This window comes from Chryseobacterium lathyri (assembly GCF_003290185.1).
Lineage (GTDB): Bacteria > Bacteroidota > Bacteroidia > Flavobacteriales > Weeksellaceae > Chryseobacterium > Chryseobacterium lathyri.
The window spans coordinates 37,662-51,907 of record NZ_QNFY01000012.1 but is presented as its reverse complement, the minus strand read 5'-3'; the positions used below and the strand labels follow the sequence as shown (position 1 = coordinate 51,907).

The following is a 14,246-nucleotide window of genomic DNA, read 5'->3' as shown; positions in this document are numbered from 1 at the left end:
ACCATCCTGAAAACAAGAAGATCACATAAGTGAAAAATCAAAGATTTTCATAAAACTGTAGTGCACTTTATGCGAATGATATATTCAACTTAAAAAAACTTTTGTGACTTTGTGGTTGATGTTTTGCTTCCCACAGATTTCTCAGTTGAAACAGATTTTTAAATTTCTGAATCTCTAAATCTTTTAATTCTTAAATTTTTAAATCTTTCAGTCTCCCCCCTTATTCCGGCATCACCTTATACGTAGGGTCTTCCTGAATATTGACTTCAATCATGGCCTCCGCATTTTTCAGCATGGCACGGCAATCTTCACTGAGGTGGCGCAGATAGAGCTTTTTGTTTTGCTGACTATATTTTTTAGATAGTTTATCCAAAGCATCAATAGCACTCATATCCACAATGCGGCTTTCTCTGAAATCTACTACAACTTCATCCGGATCATCCATCAGATCAAACTTATCCATGAATGCAGTTACTGAACCAAAAAATAAGGGGCCGTATATTTCATAATGCTTTACTCCATTTTCGTCGATAGATTTCCTTGCCCTGATTCTCTTGGCATTATCCCACGCAAAAACCAATGCAGCAATTATAACGCCTACAAGCACTGCCAGTGCAAGATTGTGAAGGATAATCGTTATCAGGGCTACAGTAATCCCTACAAAAATATCGGACTTCGGCATTTTATTGACGATCCGGATAGAAACCCACTGAAATGTACCTATGGCAACCATCATCATAACTCCCACCAATGCTGCCATTGGTATTCTTTCAATAAACGGAGCTCCGAATAAGATGATAGCAAGGATCATTACCGAACCTATAATCCCGGACAGTCTGGCCCTTGAACCTGCATTGAGATTGACCAATGTCTGTGCTACCATGGCACAGCCTCCCATTCCTCCGAAAAAACCATTGGTAATATTGGCTATTCCCTGTGCTACAGACTCTTTGTTGGCATTTCCTTTTGAATTGGTGATCTCATCTACCATGGATAACGTAAGAAGAGATTCGATAAGACCAACCCCAGCCATCACCAAAGCATAGGGAAAAATGATCTGCAGCGTTTCTAAGGTAAAAGGAATTTGCGGGATATGAAAACTTGGAAGATTTCCACTGATGTGTGCTATATCTGCTACAGTTTTTGTAGGAATATTAAAACCAAAAACCACCGCAAAAACTACGATAATTGCCACCAAAGATGCAGGAACAGCTTTTGTGATCTTAGGAAAGAAGTATACAATAGCAATGGTAAGAGCTGTGAGTCCTGCCATAATATATAAAGGCATTCCCTGAAGCCAGCTGATGGCTCCTGTGCTGTCTGTTATTTTAAACTGTTCTATCTGGGCCATAAAAATAATGACCGCGAGACCATTCAAAAAGCCGTACATTACAGGCTGCGGAATGAGCCTCACAAATTTCCCAAGCTTAAAAACTCCGACAAGTATCTGAAAAATTCCGGCAAGGGCAACGGCGGCAAAAAGGTATTCTATTCCATGAGATTTTATCAGAGCGATCAATACAACAATAGTGGCTCCGGCTCCTCCCGAAACCATTCCGGGGCGGCCTCCTAAAATTGCCGTGATAAGTCCCATCATAAAGGCAGCATAAAGCCCTGTAAGCGGGGACAATCCAGCCAGAATCGCAAAAGAAAGTGATTCAGGGATCATGGTCATGGCCACTGTAAAACCTGCCAGAAGTTCGTTCTTATAATTTATTTTTTTCGAAAAATCGAATAAGCTTATGGTATTTTTCATTGAGCTGCAAAGGTATATACTTGAAAGATGGAATGCAATTACAATGTTTAAACTTTTTGATTGAAATAATTCACATACCCGTATAATTAATATGTTAATTTTATTTAAAATTCATTCTAAAAGAGATTTTTTATGCATTTTTAGGAATTAGGTTCTATTTTTTCTTTAAATTTGAAAACTAACAGGCAGATTATTCACTATCAATTAACATTTTACGGATAGTATGATCTGCCCATACTAAGGTTAATAGTTGAAAATATTACGAAAACTGTATGAAAAAGTTTTAAAGACATATTCCTACAGAACATGATAAAGGCACATGAATCAATGACTAAGAATACAGCAATTGAAAAATTGAGGTATAAAATATTTTTTAAGACATAGAGCCTGAAACAATATCGGCCGGTCATCCCTCTGACTGTCGACTGTACATATATCAAAGTATGGTACTAAGCTTAAATTTCTTTTTTGCTGCCGCTGAGATTTTCTCGACGTACCCGTATTTTAAATGTGCTGTCATTCGCCGGAATGTAATATATTTTCTATTTTCTTTAATTCATGAATTAAAAAAATAGTACTCAATAAATGTTATATAAAGAAATTCATATAGGAAAGTTTATCAAGGAGATGGTTGATGAAAATGAGGTATCTATGGAAAGGATCTGCAATTTTCTCAATAAGGATGATAAATTTATTGAAAATGTATACCAAAGCAAATCCATAGATACGGATTTACTTTTGAGATGGAGCAAGCTACTGGAATATGACTTTTTCAGACTCTACAGCTCGCATCTTATCCTTTATGCACCTCCATCTGCAGTAAATAAGAATCAAAAGAAATCTGATAAGATTCCTTATTTCAGGAAGAATATTTATACTCAGGAGATCAAAGATTTTATTCTGAAAAGGATTCTATCCGGCGAGATGACCTACGGTGAGGTCATCAAAGAATATTCTATCCCCAAAAGCACGCTTCACAGATGGCTTCAGAAAAATAATGATAATAATAACGGATAAACAGAAATTCTTTATGCGTCCCAATTACAAAAAGATATATTATGATATGCTGAGGCTGGAGCATCCGGAAAAGCTGAAAGATCCAAAGATCAAAGAGCTCTTAGGAAAGCTGAATACCACAGAAGATGTGTTAAATTTCAACGAAAAGATTTTTGAGCAGTCGAAAGAAAGCCAGATCAACAATCAGAAGCTTAGAACTTATGATAAGGAAACCATGTTCAAGCTTTTACAGTATCAGAATAAGCATGGTTTTTCTACCAGCTATATGTCACGAAAATATAAGATCAGCAGAACAACGATCATGAACTGGAAGAAAGCTTTCGAAGAAGAAATAGAACAAGTAATTAATGCCGGCGAATAATTCGCCGGCATTTTTGTAAAAGATTAGAAAAACTTTCTTCTTTTAGCCTGAAATCAATGTAACTTTATTAAAGGTTTATGTGCATTATAAAATTTTTTTAAAGGCTACAGAATATTTAAACTAATTAAACATTTTAAGCATTTGTTAAATTAGTTTCACATGCCGGATTTAAATAATTACATAGTTTAGTAACTGATTAATTTTATAAAATGATGGATGGACTAAAAAAGCTTCTTAAATCATATAAGCTCTCCGATCAACTAGTTGAACATATTTTGTCATGTGGAACTATGATAGAAGTTAAAAGCCTTGATTCTCTTGTGGCTTTAGACTCCATATCAGAAAATATGTTTTATGTAAAAAAAGGAGGTCTCATTTCACAGTATTTCGATGAAAAATCAGAAAGAGAAAGAACAACAAATTTTTATCTCCCTGATTTTCAACCTTTTTTTGTTGTTTCAGAATGCTATTTCGAAGGATTACCATCTATGTGCCAGATTAAAGCATTTACCAAATCAGAGGTTATTTGTTATAATAAGGAAGATATAATGAAATTAATAGAAGTAAGTAATCAGTATAGGAGCTTTTATTATAAAAATATAATAGAAGCACTTGTAAGTAAAGAGAAGTTGACATCAAAACTTATTACATTAAACTCAAATATACTTTATTCTACTTTAATAAAAGAATATCCTGAAATCATAAAAAAAGTTCCCTCTAAGTATATTGCTGAATTTATGGGCGTTACTCCACAATGGTTAAGTAAAATAAAAAAAACTGATTTCTGAAACTAATTTCATCAATTGTATTTTATGCTCAGATTACCTTTGTTCTGTTTAAAAAAATACAATGATGAAAAAAATTCTTCTCCCCCTAGGAGTTGTTCTGTGGGCTTCTTTAATGAATGCTCAAGTAGGTGTAAATACTCAAAACCCCCAAGGTGCATTCCATGTAGATGGAAATAAAGATAATAACATTTCTGGCACTCCTTCGGCAGCACAACAGTCAAATGACTTTGTCGTTACTTCTAGTGGAAATGTCGGGATTGGGATTACAAGTCCAGGTAGAAAACTAGATATCAAATCAACTACAACTCCTGCATTAAGAATTGAGGATGGTACACAACAGACAGGCTATGTTCTTATGTCGGATGCAAATGGAAACGGACAATGGAAAGCTCTGACACAAAGCATCGTAGGGAGTTTCCCTGCTACCGGATATACTGGTCCCGTTGAACAGTATACTAATATCTGGACTAATATATCAATTACTCTTCCTCCTGGTAAATGGTTGATATTGACCAATATTTTATTAAAAGCAAACCCGTCACCAACAAATGGGAATGGTGCCTGGGTAAGGCTTCAGTGGAGCAGTACACCTAATGCGGCAAATACAACAAATATAACAGGATCTTTAAACTCAGGAATCTATGTGGCTCCTTATGGATTGGCTTCAGGATCCAGTATTATTAATAATACTTCTACGAGTAACGCCACCTATTATCTTAATCTGGCCGGAACAAATGTGTTTAGCAATGGAAGCGGAGGACCTGTATATTCAGGGACTTGGGACAATCTTGGAGCTTCAATATGGGGAGAAAATTCTATTATAGCCTATCCTGCTAATTAAAAAATAAAATGATTATGAATTATAAATGGTTTATTTTAATATCGGGATTTACATTTGTTTCTTTATCCGGACAGGTAGGAATAAATACACAATTTCCGCAAGGCACATTTCATGTAGATGGAAACTCGGATAACGCTGCAAATCAGACTACTTCTATGCAAAATAATGATTTTTTGATAAAATCCGATGGAAAAGTAGGGATGGGTACGGATGATCCAACCGCCAAATTGCATATAAAATCTGAAAATATTGGAAATGCATTCAGGTTAGCAGATGGAACAGAAGGAGATGGTAAATTATTAAGTACAATTAACCTAAATGGCGATGTAATATGGAAAAACAGAACTCTAACAAAAACTGTTTTAGAAGATGGAAATGGTTTTTCCGGTCCGGTAAACACTAATCTTGCTTATGTTTCAAGAAAAGTAACTTTGGAGCCAGGCAAATGGATTATTAAAACCAACTTGGTATTGTCTGTTAAAGGCACAAGTTCTGAATATACAGATGGAAGTGTTAACAAAGGATTTTATGCCCGTTTTTGCTGGGCGGATTATAATGGCACAAGCTATTCGTCATCTACAGATGCCTTGTCAGGAAATATAATAAGCGGATTATTTGTTTTGCGCTATGGAGTGGCAACTGGTTTAACCATAATAAATAATTCTTCTGCCATATCAAAAACTTATTACCTTACTACTTTAGTGCCAACATTCTGGGGCGGATTTGACCAAACTTTATCATGGTATAATATAGGGGCTGGGCTATGGAATGAAACTTCAATTATTGTTCTTCCAGCTAATTAATAATCTGGGCTTTTACTTTACTAACGTTGAATAGGAGTATTCATAAATAAAATAGATAATGGATTTCAAACATATTCATATTGGGTCTTTGTTGAAACAGTATGTTGAATTATGCAAGGTGGAAAATTCCCGAATTTGTAATTTTTTCAAATGTTCAGAATTGGATATTGATCAAATGTATACATCAGAAAGCCTTGAGTCAAATTTATTATTAAAATGGTGTAAGCTATTGAAGTATGATTTTTTCCGATTATATTCTCATCATCTTACCTTGTATTCTCCACCGAGCAAAATAGTAGAAACTGTGGAAAAAAAGAATTTCCCTCATTTTCGAAAAAATATGTATACCAGAGAAATTATAGATTTTATTATAAAACAAATTGATACTGGAAAAAAAACAAAAAATCAGGTTATGGAAGAATACAAAATTCCCAAGACCACTTTATATAAATGGATTAATAAATACAAAACTAATGCATCATCCGGATTATAAAAAAATCTACTTGGATATTTTAAATGCAGAATATCCAGATAAGATTTCTCGTTGTAGAAATATTTTACAAAAAGATGAACTATCTTCCATGGATGTCATTTCGCTTAATGAGATCATTTTTGGAGTAAAAAGCCAGAGCCACCAAAAACACAAATCGTATGACAAATCTGCAATTTTAGAAATATTAATTTATCAAAAAAAACACAAATATAATAATAGTCAATTGGCAGAATATTTTAATCTTAGCAGAAATACAGTTGCGAAATGGAGAAAGATGTTTTTAGTTTGATGAAAAGAGGTGACTTCACCTCTTTTATTTATATTGTCAAAATATCTAGATGATTTATAGTATGTTCATTGATAAGTATATCAACGCAAGTATTACTATAGATAATGGATAACTTGCTCCAAGAAAATTGGCTTTAAAGAGTTCAGATTTATCTCTCGAAACTTTTGTTAGTGCTTCACTTTTAAGACCTCTAGTTCAGATAATTTTTTTAACCAATTTTACATTGCACTTGGTACAGAGGATGGAAATTTATACTTGAAAATTTAAGTTTTGGCTGAAACCAATAGTTATGATTACGTTTTGTAAGCGGGTTAAAGCCCACTCCTATTGAATTTTAATAATAAGTTCTTTTTTCTTTAAATAAAATTTTTCTATTACTCAATTCAAATAAAGGAATCACAGAACTTATATTGTTGGAGACGCATTGCCTAGCTTTGTGGGTATAAAAATAAAATCATGATCAAAGGATTATATGAAACCCACATTCAGGTAAGCAATTTAGAGAAATCTATCAAATTTTATACTGAGGTATTGGGATTGAAACTGGCACATAGGGATGAAACACGTCCCATTGCATTTTTGTGGATCGGTGAAGGTAAAGAATTCATGTTGGGATTGTGGGAACAGAAGGAAAACCTTCAGATAAGACATTTTGCTTTTTCAAGCAGCAAGGAGGACATCTTAAATCATTCTGCAAATTTTCTGAAGAAAAAAGAACTGAAGCCTTATAATTTTCTAAAAGACGGCAAAGATGAGCCTATGGTCTTTGCATGGATGCCAGCACTTGCCATCTATTTTAATGATCCGGACGGTAATCAGCTTGAATTTATTTCAGTCCTTGAAGGCGAAGGGAGACCGGAATTGGGCGTACTTTCCTATGAAGAATGGATGAAGATCCATGAATAAAAAGGACAGACTTATTTTCAGAAGCTGTCCTTTTAGTTAGTCATATATTAATTTCTTTACGGCCAGAACGTGTTTACATGGTCCTCTTTCGCCTTGGTATTTGCTGAACCATTCGCAAGTACACCGTTCTTTATCATGATCTATGATCACCGTGTGATGTACGTCGGTGCCTTCTACTCTGGCTTCGGTTCTGGCTGCAATTTTATTTAAAATCTCTACCTTTCCTTCTGCAATAAGCTTTTCTGCATTTTTCATCCGTGGATTTAAACCTGCAATTCTATTGAGCTTAAATGGCAGCCTTCGATAGAAAAATCCCTTATCATCCAGATCATAACCCAAAAGTCCCATAGCAGCCAATCTTCCTGTAAGATTTTCTGTTTTTTTCAGACTTATATTTTCTTCTAAGGCAAATGCCGAAGGGTTAAAAGACTGATTGGCATAAGCGTATTTATCCAGTGCATTGATCCATTCATCAGAAATATTATCGATCAGGCTGTCCAGTATTGCTCCTTCCCCAGAAAATCCTCGCCAGGTTTCTCTTGACAATGAAAAGCTGAACTTTATATTTCCCATATAAAGCTGCCATGTAGTAGATTGCATGTCAACATGTGGAAATACCTGCATCTGGTCAATATAAGGAAGAAGAGGTTCCAGCAGGCGCAGCCTGTGAAGTCCGCCAATACAAATCGAATCGGCTGATTTTACCGGCGAAAACATGGGTTTATTTCCTCTGATGATTAGGTAGTAATCTGATTTTACAGATCCTTTCGGTATTCCTCTGAAGAGCTGCTGGGTCTGGATTTTATTAAAGCAATGAAGCTTTTCCGATTCGGACAGATAAATCTGAACAGTACTCAATCCTTTGATCCATTTTACAGGCAACGGAACCTTCCGTTCGATCACTTTTTCCTCTTCTTTGTAAAGTCCGACTTCTTTTTCTCCCACGGAAAGCATTATTTTTTCATTGGGACGTATACTTCCTAAAGCAGTAATCATCGACTGGTTAAAATCTACATTGGTAGTTCCATTTTCCAGAAATTCACCATGCAGACCATCCGGCAGTACATCTACTCTGGCGTAAACACCGGCACAGTGTGAAAATCCTTCAAAACGCAGCCTGCTGTTTCCGGCAGTAACAATAGGGTCTTTAAGCAAAGCCATATGAAACGGCGACAGGTTAAAGCTTGATTTCACAATATTAGAAAGTGTGATAAGGCATCTTGCCAATATAAACGGCTGGCTGACATCTCCCCAAAAAAAGCAGGGAGCATCTGTATTTTTCTGAATTTCGCTATACTTGGACAGGAATAATTCTTCGGATACATCTTTTTTTATCAGAGACGAGGGTCTATGATAGTTGTAAATGAGCATATCTTCCATTAATTTATTTTTTTAGAAGAAGATTGCAGGTTTTTTTCAGACTGGAATTATCTTTCCAGCTATTCAGTTTTTCTTTTAAGTTTTTATCAGGCTCTGATTGATTCAAAGCCAAAACCTCGTTGTAAATATCCAATATTTTTTTAAGATTGGTAACCGGGGTCTCCATCTGCAGCAAAATATGAGTGAGAAGCTGTTCCAGCGCGAGATTGTGATCTTTACTGACGTTAAGCATCTGGTGTTGTACAAGATCTGCAAATCTCTTTACAGGAGCCCATTCCAGTTTTTCATGAAGCCCGACAACCTGTCCCAAACGGGCATTATCCATTACTTTATGGGAAACATGTTCCAGCCAGATTTCAGCAGCAGTTCCGCGGATTACTTTGTCTCCGTCCAGGAAAACAGTTCCCAGAAACAGGTACCCCATTGAGTCCAGAGGCTTTTTCATCTGATGCAGTGCCTGTGCCGTACTCAGAACAAGTCCTCTTTCGTAAACTTCTGCGATCCCTGAATAAAACAGACAGTTTTTAATGATTCTGGCAAAAACATTTCCAGGCGTATTGGGAAAGCTCCATATAAAGGACGGGGTCTCAGAAATATCTTTCTGTTCTGAAATAAAGTATTCTAAGAAAAGCTGATGTTCTCTTTTTTTTAAGTGATATTTAGGAACGTTGATATTAAGCTCGACAGGATAATAGGAATTCTTTTTGCTGTCTATGGTTTTCCATTTATAATTACCGGTAAGGAATTCTTTAGGAATATCATCATACCCGAAGTCTTTGAATTGTTCAAAAACTTTTTCCGGAGAGCGTGTAATTCCTGCAGTCATCCACCATGATGGATGTTCAATTTTTCCTTTCGGAGCAGAGTCTTTGTTAAAGAAGAAAAGCAGAAGCTCTTTATATTCTCCTTTTAATTTCTCTTCAGCCTGCTGTAAGGCATCTGAGGTTTTTTCCAGTGAACAGCGCTGCAATGCAAGCTGTACATCCAAATCATGGGGCTTTATATTTTTATTCTGATAAATTTCAAATCTTTCTACCAATGCTTCGGGGCTTATCCAGCATGGTTCATGGGTTACTGTAGACAGCAGAGGAGTTTGATCTCCTGATGTAATCTTATCAAAAATATGTATTGCAATATGTTTGAACGGCTCCATGGCCAATCCTCCGGCATAGATATCTTTGATGGGTCTCAGCTTTTTATGATAGGAAGAATAAGCCTCTCTTGTGGCTTCGTCTTCACGAGTTTTTTTATATATTTTTTCCAAGCTTTTAAGCTGAAATGGAAATTTTTCTAATAATGAAAGTCCGTAATTAATAATCAGATTGCACAGTAATACATTAAAATGGTGTACTTCCCATCTGGCAATAGTTTTACATGCTTTTTGAAATACGGGTTCAAACAGTTTTACAGAATTTGCATCAGCTTCATCAGCAAAACGTACAAGTCCTGCCAGGGAAATATCGTAATAATGCGTTCCGGGATTTTCTATGGCTTGTGGAAGAAGAAACATGAGGTCTTCAAAGCTTTCGGGTTCCTTAACTTTGCACTCTTTATTGATAAGTTCCAGCGTTTCTGCTTCAACAGCATCCAGCTCCAGCTTCCTGTTTTCTATGTATTGAACCAGCCCCGGCCTTACATTAGCTAAAATATTATCTTCGTAATGAGACAGAGCTTCTTTTATTCCTTCTGATACAGGGATATATTTAATTATAATTTTTGCTGCTTTGGTCTGTATACTTTCGTCTTTGTTTACAAATGCTGCACTTAAGGCTGTTGCCAGGTTTTGTGTATCAGTTTTCTTTTTCTGAAAGATTTTTTCAGTGACTGCCAGGCTGGCTGCCACAACTGTTTTAACTTCTGAACTTAACAGATTAGGAAGAAAATATGAAAATTCACCGGTTCTGAATGCCGGATACTGAACTATTTTTTTTAATTGAGCAAGTATAGTATTAACCGCTTTGGACTGTACGGAAGCCAGCCCTGCCATCAGTTCGTCCTGCAGAATGATCAGCTCCTCATCAGAAGGTTTCAGAATATTGAATGCATCCATGAACCATCCTGTCACATTTTTATTAAAATTCCTGTTTGCGGCCAGAAGGCATTCTCTGAGGAATCTTTTTCGTTCAATTTTATTTTCAGCAATCAGTTTTTGAACCAATGGAAGCCATTCTCTTTTAAAAGGCAATGATTTTGAAGGAAATTCGCACAGGTACCAGAAATGGATTCCCAGTGTTTCCGGAAATTTTTCCAGATCATATGGATGAAGGCTTAAATGGTACCCAAGAAGTTCGGGTCTGGGCTGTACATAGCCTTTTTCTGCCCAGCCTAAAATATCATGGTAATTAAATGCTGTAAACTCTGCATCTATGGAGTCATTAATAAAATCCGAAAACCAATGCGGACATCCCCACTCCAATATTTTTTCGGTTTGCTCTTTATCTCTGAAAAGACTCCAGTAATTTTTCCCGTAATGCTTCTGATCCATACAGACAAAAGATGCGATATCAATAATAGAATGCTGATCTGCAGAACCGGCAGTGTGATAGGAGTTTTTCGTCATTACAATCTTGCTGATCTCCCGGTCCAGTTTTTTTATGGTCGGGACCAGCGCTTTCTTTTCTTCTTCTGTAAGCTGTTTCAGAAGTGGAATAATCTCATGTACTCTTTCCTCATTAAGGATCTCATAAAGTCTTTCTTTCATTTGTTTTTTAATTTGATAATAATTTTTTTCAGGTTATTTTTTGTTTTTTGCATTCGTTTAGCCGTCCGGCTACAGCCTGGTCATATAATTCATCATAAGATCTTTGGTACTGTGGCAAGCATAGAAATGTTGTTATGCCCCAATTTTTATTTAAGAATTTCTTTAGAATTACTGAAGTTCTTTTTTTCTTTTGAGGTTCACTTTATAAGAAAAGGAATAATTTTCCTGATTTTATAGTGTAAATAAATCGCCTTTCGTTCATCTTCAATAAGTATAATTCCAAACTTAGGGACTAAAATAATAAAAAATGTCTGACAGACATGAAATTAACCTTTTAAAGTGATTTTTTTTAACAAAAAATTATGTTTTCAATGACAGTTTAAGGGGCATTTCTGAATAAAAGTTAAAAAATTTCTTTTTAATTTTCCAGGCTTTTTATATTTGATGATGTAAAATAAATAATATTCCGAATATTTTTTTTATACAAAAAAACTCCCTTAAAAAAGGGAGTCATCAGATTTCAATTTTTAATATTGTGAAATGGTGATCAGCTGTAAAAAATATATTTGGTTTCTTTTTTAATAGTTTTTAAAGTTTTCCAAAAGGCTTAATATATTCTTCTTTCCTACCGGATTCATTGAGTGGCAGTAGAATTTGGGTAAGTCTAAATAGTTATCCATACAATATTCTATCAGCCATTTGGCACAATCGTAACCTATTTTTTCAGCATATTCATCAGAATTAGGCTTCAGATAGTGTATATCTGCAAGGTCATGGTCCAAAGAAATCATTTCCGGAAGTCCTTTTTTCAAAATTCTGTTGACAAACTGCTCGTAATTGCGAACGATATGCCAGTCTTTTCTAAGGAAAATATCCTGTTTGGTATAATGATACGCCTCAATGGGATATCTGATATCATCCAGAAATAATAATCTTTTGGTCATTTCCATGATTGTGTATTTTATTTTTTTAAACCATCATATCAGCACAATTGGAGCTTGCAAATGCGTGGGGTTTTGCTTTAAACACATATCCCATTCCCAGAATATAGCCCATAGCATCTTTCAATGCAGTATTTGACTTGAAATCCGGATCGGTATTAATGTCTACGTGTACCTCCATTTCCACACCATAAGCATCCAGAACGGCACAGATAGCGTAAGCAATTTCTACGGATCTGTTGACCTCGTTCAGCATTCGTTCTTTGATACTGATCTTCTGTATTTGTCTTTCTTTTCTGATAAAGGTAAACGCTCCTTTTCCCTCACGTACAAATACTACTGCCGTAGCATAGCTGATCGCTTCGCCGTAAACATGGGAATCTGAGCCCACACATACTTTCAGGCGGTGACCGTTTGCCTGTTCGCGGATAATGGCTTCTTCTACCAGCTGGGTGATAGGTTTCTGGAAAAAATTTCCTTTCATATTCTGCCATACTTCTTGTTGCGTTTCCATTTTTTTACATGTTTTAAATTTGTTTTGTTTATATATTAATTTGTGAATTGTGAATTGTGAACTGTTAATTCGCTTTGCTGTCAATTTTAATATTCACTTGAGCAGCAAATTCACATTGCCCCTTCACTTTTTGCACTCCGAACAGGACTCGAACCTATACCATCAGTTTTGGAGACTGAGATGCTGCCATTACACCATCAGAGTAGTTTTTGTTGATTCATCAGGACTTGAACCTGAACAACAAGAGTCAAAGTCTTGTGTGCTGACCCATTACACTATGAATCATTTTTTGTGGATCAAAACCGAATTGAACGGTTCCCTTTTGCTTTTCAGACAAACGTGCAGACCTTCTACACCACTGATCCTTTTTTGTGCCTCTCCCCAGATTCGAACCGGGACTTTACGGGGTTTAAAGCCGTTTTCTCTGCCTATTGGAATAGAGAGGCATTTTGTACGGGAAGAGGGACTCGAACCCCCAAAACCTTGAGCCTAAATCAAGTGTGTCTACCATTTCCACCATTCCCGCGGGTTTTATGAATAACGAGTAATCTGTAATATTTGTGAATTGTCAATGGTCAGCTGTCAATTTTTTCATGGTTTTTAATTCACATTTGATGTATTCACAATTGACTATTCATTACCAGTCAAATTACTTATTGCTATTATTCATTACTTATAATTAAGGTCAGAGAAAGCCTGTCTTTAAAACTATGCCTGTTAGTGTTTGTAAGATCTTCTGCGCTGGACAAACTTTTCTCTTTCCTGTTTTTCTGTGAATGATCAGCCAATTTATTTTCTCGATCTGAACTTTCATGGTATTAATAATTCATAACTGACTTTTGACCATTCACGTCTGTACTCCATAAGGGAATCGAACCCTTATCGTCCGGTAGAAAGCCGGATGCACTTACCGCTATGCTAATGGAGCGTTTTAACCAACCGACCAGGAATCGAACCTGAACAACAAGAGTACTTTTCCTGCATGCTGCCGTTACATTATCAGCGGTTTTTTGTGGAAGTAGCAGGATTTGAACCTGCTCAGCAATGAAGCAACAGATTTACAGTCTGCCCCGGCTCTCCAACTCCGGCGTGCCTCCATGATAAAGAGTAATAGGCAATTAGTAATGAGCAATTTCTAATTTCTAATCCTCTTGTGAAGAAAACAAAAGCCTGTCTGTATTTTTAGTTTGATATAAGAACTTCTTCGCTCGACAAACTTTTACTTTTCTCCGGAACTAATCTCATTTTAGTTATTTGAGATGGTTATGGGATTCAAACCCACTCAGCTTATGCAACGGTTTTGCAGACCGTCCCGACTCTTCCACTTCGGCGAACCATCAGATGTGACAACAAATGATCAATGATAGTTAATAGTGAATAGTTAATAGTGAATAGTGAATAGTGAATAGTGAATAGTGAATAGTGAATAGTGAATTTACACCCTTCTAACTTCTAA

13 protein-coding genes and 8 tRNA genes are annotated in these 14,246 nt (G+C 35.9%); 8 read left to right on the top strand and 13 right to left on the bottom strand.

What is annotated here, in order from left to right:
- Window positions 1-220: 220 nt before the first annotated feature.
- Window positions 221-1,756 carry a SulP family inorganic anion transporter gene (locus tag DRF61_RS16760; protein ID WP_111959103.1) on the bottom strand — a complete coding sequence of 512 codons (1,536 nt, stop codon included), beginning with the start codon at window positions 1,754-1,756 and terminating at the stop codon, window positions 221-223.
- A 585-nt stretch (window positions 1,757-2,341) separates the two neighbouring features.
- Here DRF61_RS16760 and DRF61_RS16755 point away from each other — a divergent pair.
- The 8 genes from DRF61_RS16755 to DRF61_RS16720 all read left to right on the top strand — a co-directional run bounded on the left by DRF61_RS16755 (window position 2,342) and on the right by DRF61_RS16720 (window position 7,254).
- Entirely contained in the window at window positions 2,342-2,773 is a 432-nt protein-coding gene (locus tag DRF61_RS16755; RefSeq protein WP_111959102.1) for a transposase, read from the top strand.
- Window positions 2,754-3,134, top strand: coding sequence for a helix-turn-helix domain-containing protein (locus tag DRF61_RS16750; RefSeq protein ID WP_223558383.1), 381 nt, complete (start codon window positions 2,754-2,756; stop codon window positions 3,132-3,134). The genes DRF61_RS16755 and DRF61_RS16750 overlap by 20 nt, the downstream gene beginning before the upstream one ends.
- Before the next feature lie 209 nt (window positions 3,135-3,343).
- The gene (locus tag DRF61_RS16745; RefSeq protein ID WP_111959101.1) at window positions 3,344-3,922 is read left to right on the top strand and encodes a Crp/Fnr family transcriptional regulator; all 579 of its coding nucleotides are present in this window, start codon (window positions 3,344-3,346) and stop codon (window positions 3,920-3,922) included.
- Window positions 3,923-3,983: 61 nt separating this feature from the next.
- Window positions 3,984-4,763 carry a hypothetical protein gene (locus tag DRF61_RS16740; RefSeq protein ID WP_228452709.1) on the top strand — a complete coding sequence of 260 codons (780 nt, stop codon included), beginning with the start codon at window positions 3,984-3,986 and terminating at the stop codon, window positions 4,761-4,763.
- A gap of 14 nt (window positions 4,764-4,777) precedes the next feature.
- Window positions 4,778-5,566 carry a hypothetical protein gene (locus DRF61_RS16735; protein WP_111959297.1) on the top strand — a complete coding sequence of 263 codons (789 nt, stop codon included), beginning with the start codon at window positions 4,778-4,780 and terminating at the stop codon, window positions 5,564-5,566.
- 58 nt (window positions 5,567-5,624) lie between these two features.
- Entirely contained in the window at window positions 5,625-6,059 is a 435-nt protein-coding gene (locus DRF61_RS16730; RefSeq protein WP_111959100.1) for a recombinase family protein, read from the top strand.
- Window positions 5,947-6,348 (top strand): helix-turn-helix domain-containing protein, encoded by a 402-nt coding sequence (locus DRF61_RS16725; RefSeq protein ID WP_307724890.1) that lies wholly within the window; start codon window positions 5,947-5,949, stop codon window positions 6,346-6,348. Before DRF61_RS16730 ends, DRF61_RS16725 begins: the two co-directional genes overlap by 113 nt.
- Window positions 6,349-6,804: 456 nt before the next feature.
- Window positions 6,805-7,254, top strand: a complete 450-nt coding sequence (locus DRF61_RS16720; RefSeq protein ID WP_111959098.1) for a VOC family protein — start codon at window positions 6,805-6,807, stop codon at window positions 7,252-7,254.
- A gap of 36 nt (window positions 7,255-7,290) precedes the next feature.
- On the opposite strand, the gene DRF61_RS16715 is transcribed toward DRF61_RS16720, so the two are convergent.
- The 12 genes from DRF61_RS16715 to DRF61_RS22680 form a co-directional block, all read right to left on the bottom strand.
- Window positions 7,291-8,634, bottom strand: a complete 1,344-nt coding sequence (locus tag DRF61_RS16715) for an SWIM zinc finger family protein (RefSeq protein ID WP_111959097.1) — start codon at window positions 8,632-8,634, stop codon at window positions 7,291-7,293.
- A gap of 4 nt (window positions 8,635-8,638) precedes the next feature.
- A complete protein-coding gene (locus DRF61_RS16710) occupies window positions 8,639-11,335 on the bottom strand; it encodes a DUF6493 family protein (RefSeq protein ID WP_111959096.1) in 2,697 nt (898 codons plus the stop codon).
- A 578-nt stretch (window positions 11,336-11,913) separates the two neighbouring features.
- Window positions 11,914-12,285, bottom strand: a complete 372-nt coding sequence (locus DRF61_RS16705; protein ID WP_111959095.1) for a cyclic-phosphate processing receiver domain-containing protein — start codon at window positions 12,283-12,285, stop codon at window positions 11,914-11,916.
- 19 nt (window positions 12,286-12,304) lie between these two features.
- Window positions 12,305-12,790, bottom strand: coding sequence for a ribonuclease H-like YkuK family protein (locus tag DRF61_RS16700; protein ID WP_111959094.1), 486 nt, complete (start codon window positions 12,788-12,790; stop codon window positions 12,305-12,307).
- Between the two features lie 133 nt (window positions 12,791-12,923).
- Window positions 12,924-12,994, bottom strand: a tRNA-Trp gene (locus DRF61_RS16695).
- Window positions 12,995-13,002: 8 nt separating this feature from the next.
- Window positions 13,003-13,075, bottom strand: a tRNA-Gln gene (locus DRF61_RS16690).
- 7 nt (window positions 13,076-13,082) lie between these two features.
- A tRNA-Phe gene (locus DRF61_RS16685) sits at window positions 13,083-13,155 on the bottom strand.
- 7 nt (window positions 13,156-13,162) lie between these two features.
- A tRNA-Leu gene (locus DRF61_RS16680) sits at window positions 13,163-13,236 on the bottom strand.
- A gap of 6 nt (window positions 13,237-13,242) precedes the next feature.
- A tRNA-Leu gene (locus DRF61_RS16675) sits at window positions 13,243-13,316 on the bottom strand.
- A gap of 330 nt (window positions 13,317-13,646) precedes the next feature.
- A tRNA-Glu gene (locus tag DRF61_RS16670) sits at window positions 13,647-13,718 on the bottom strand.
- A gap of 85 nt (window positions 13,719-13,803) precedes the next feature.
- Window positions 13,804-13,887: transfer RNA gene (locus DRF61_RS16665), tRNA-Tyr, on the bottom strand.
- Window positions 13,888-14,047: 160 nt separating this feature from the next.
- A tRNA-Cys gene (locus tag DRF61_RS22680) sits at window positions 14,048-14,129 on the bottom strand.
- Window positions 14,130-14,246: the final 117 nt, after the last annotated feature.

Excerpts from the sequence above, each read along its gene's own strand:
- DRF61_RS16760 (WP_111959103.1), bottom strand. The coding sequence starts at position 1,756 with ATGAAAAATACCATAAGCTTATTCGATTTTTCGAAAAAAATAAATTAT.
- DRF61_RS16755 (WP_111959102.1), top strand. The coding sequence starts at position 2,342 with ATGTTATATAAAGAAATTCATATAGGAAAGTTTATCAAGGAGATGGTT.
- DRF61_RS16750 (WP_223558383.1), top strand. The coding sequence starts at position 2,754 with ATGATAATAATAACGGATAAACAGAAATTCTTTATGCGTCCCAATTAC.
- DRF61_RS16745 (WP_111959101.1), top strand. The coding sequence starts at position 3,344 with ATGATGGATGGACTAAAAAAGCTTCTTAAATCATATAAGCTCTCCGAT.
- DRF61_RS16740 (WP_228452709.1), top strand. The coding sequence starts at position 3,984 with ATGATGAAAAAAATTCTTCTCCCCCTAGGAGTTGTTCTGTGGGCTTCT.
- DRF61_RS16735 (WP_111959297.1), top strand. The coding sequence starts at position 4,778 with ATGAATTATAAATGGTTTATTTTAATATCGGGATTTACATTTGTTTCT.
- DRF61_RS16730 (WP_111959100.1), top strand. The coding sequence starts at position 5,625 with ATGGATTTCAAACATATTCATATTGGGTCTTTGTTGAAACAGTATGTT.
- DRF61_RS16720 (WP_111959098.1), top strand. The coding sequence starts at position 6,805 with ATGATCAAAGGATTATATGAAACCCACATTCAGGTAAGCAATTTAGAG.
- DRF61_RS16715 (WP_111959097.1), bottom strand. The coding sequence starts at position 8,634 with ATGGAAGATATGCTCATTTACAACTATCATAGACCCTCGTCTCTGATA.
- DRF61_RS16710 (WP_111959096.1), bottom strand. The coding sequence starts at position 11,335 with ATGAAAGAAAGACTTTATGAGATCCTTAATGAGGAAAGAGTACATGAG.
- DRF61_RS16705 (WP_111959095.1), bottom strand. The coding sequence starts at position 12,285 with ATGGAAATGACCAAAAGATTATTATTTCTGGATGATATCAGATATCCC.
- DRF61_RS16700 (WP_111959094.1), bottom strand. The coding sequence starts at position 12,790 with ATGGAAACGCAACAAGAAGTATGGCAGAATATGAAAGGAAATTTTTTC.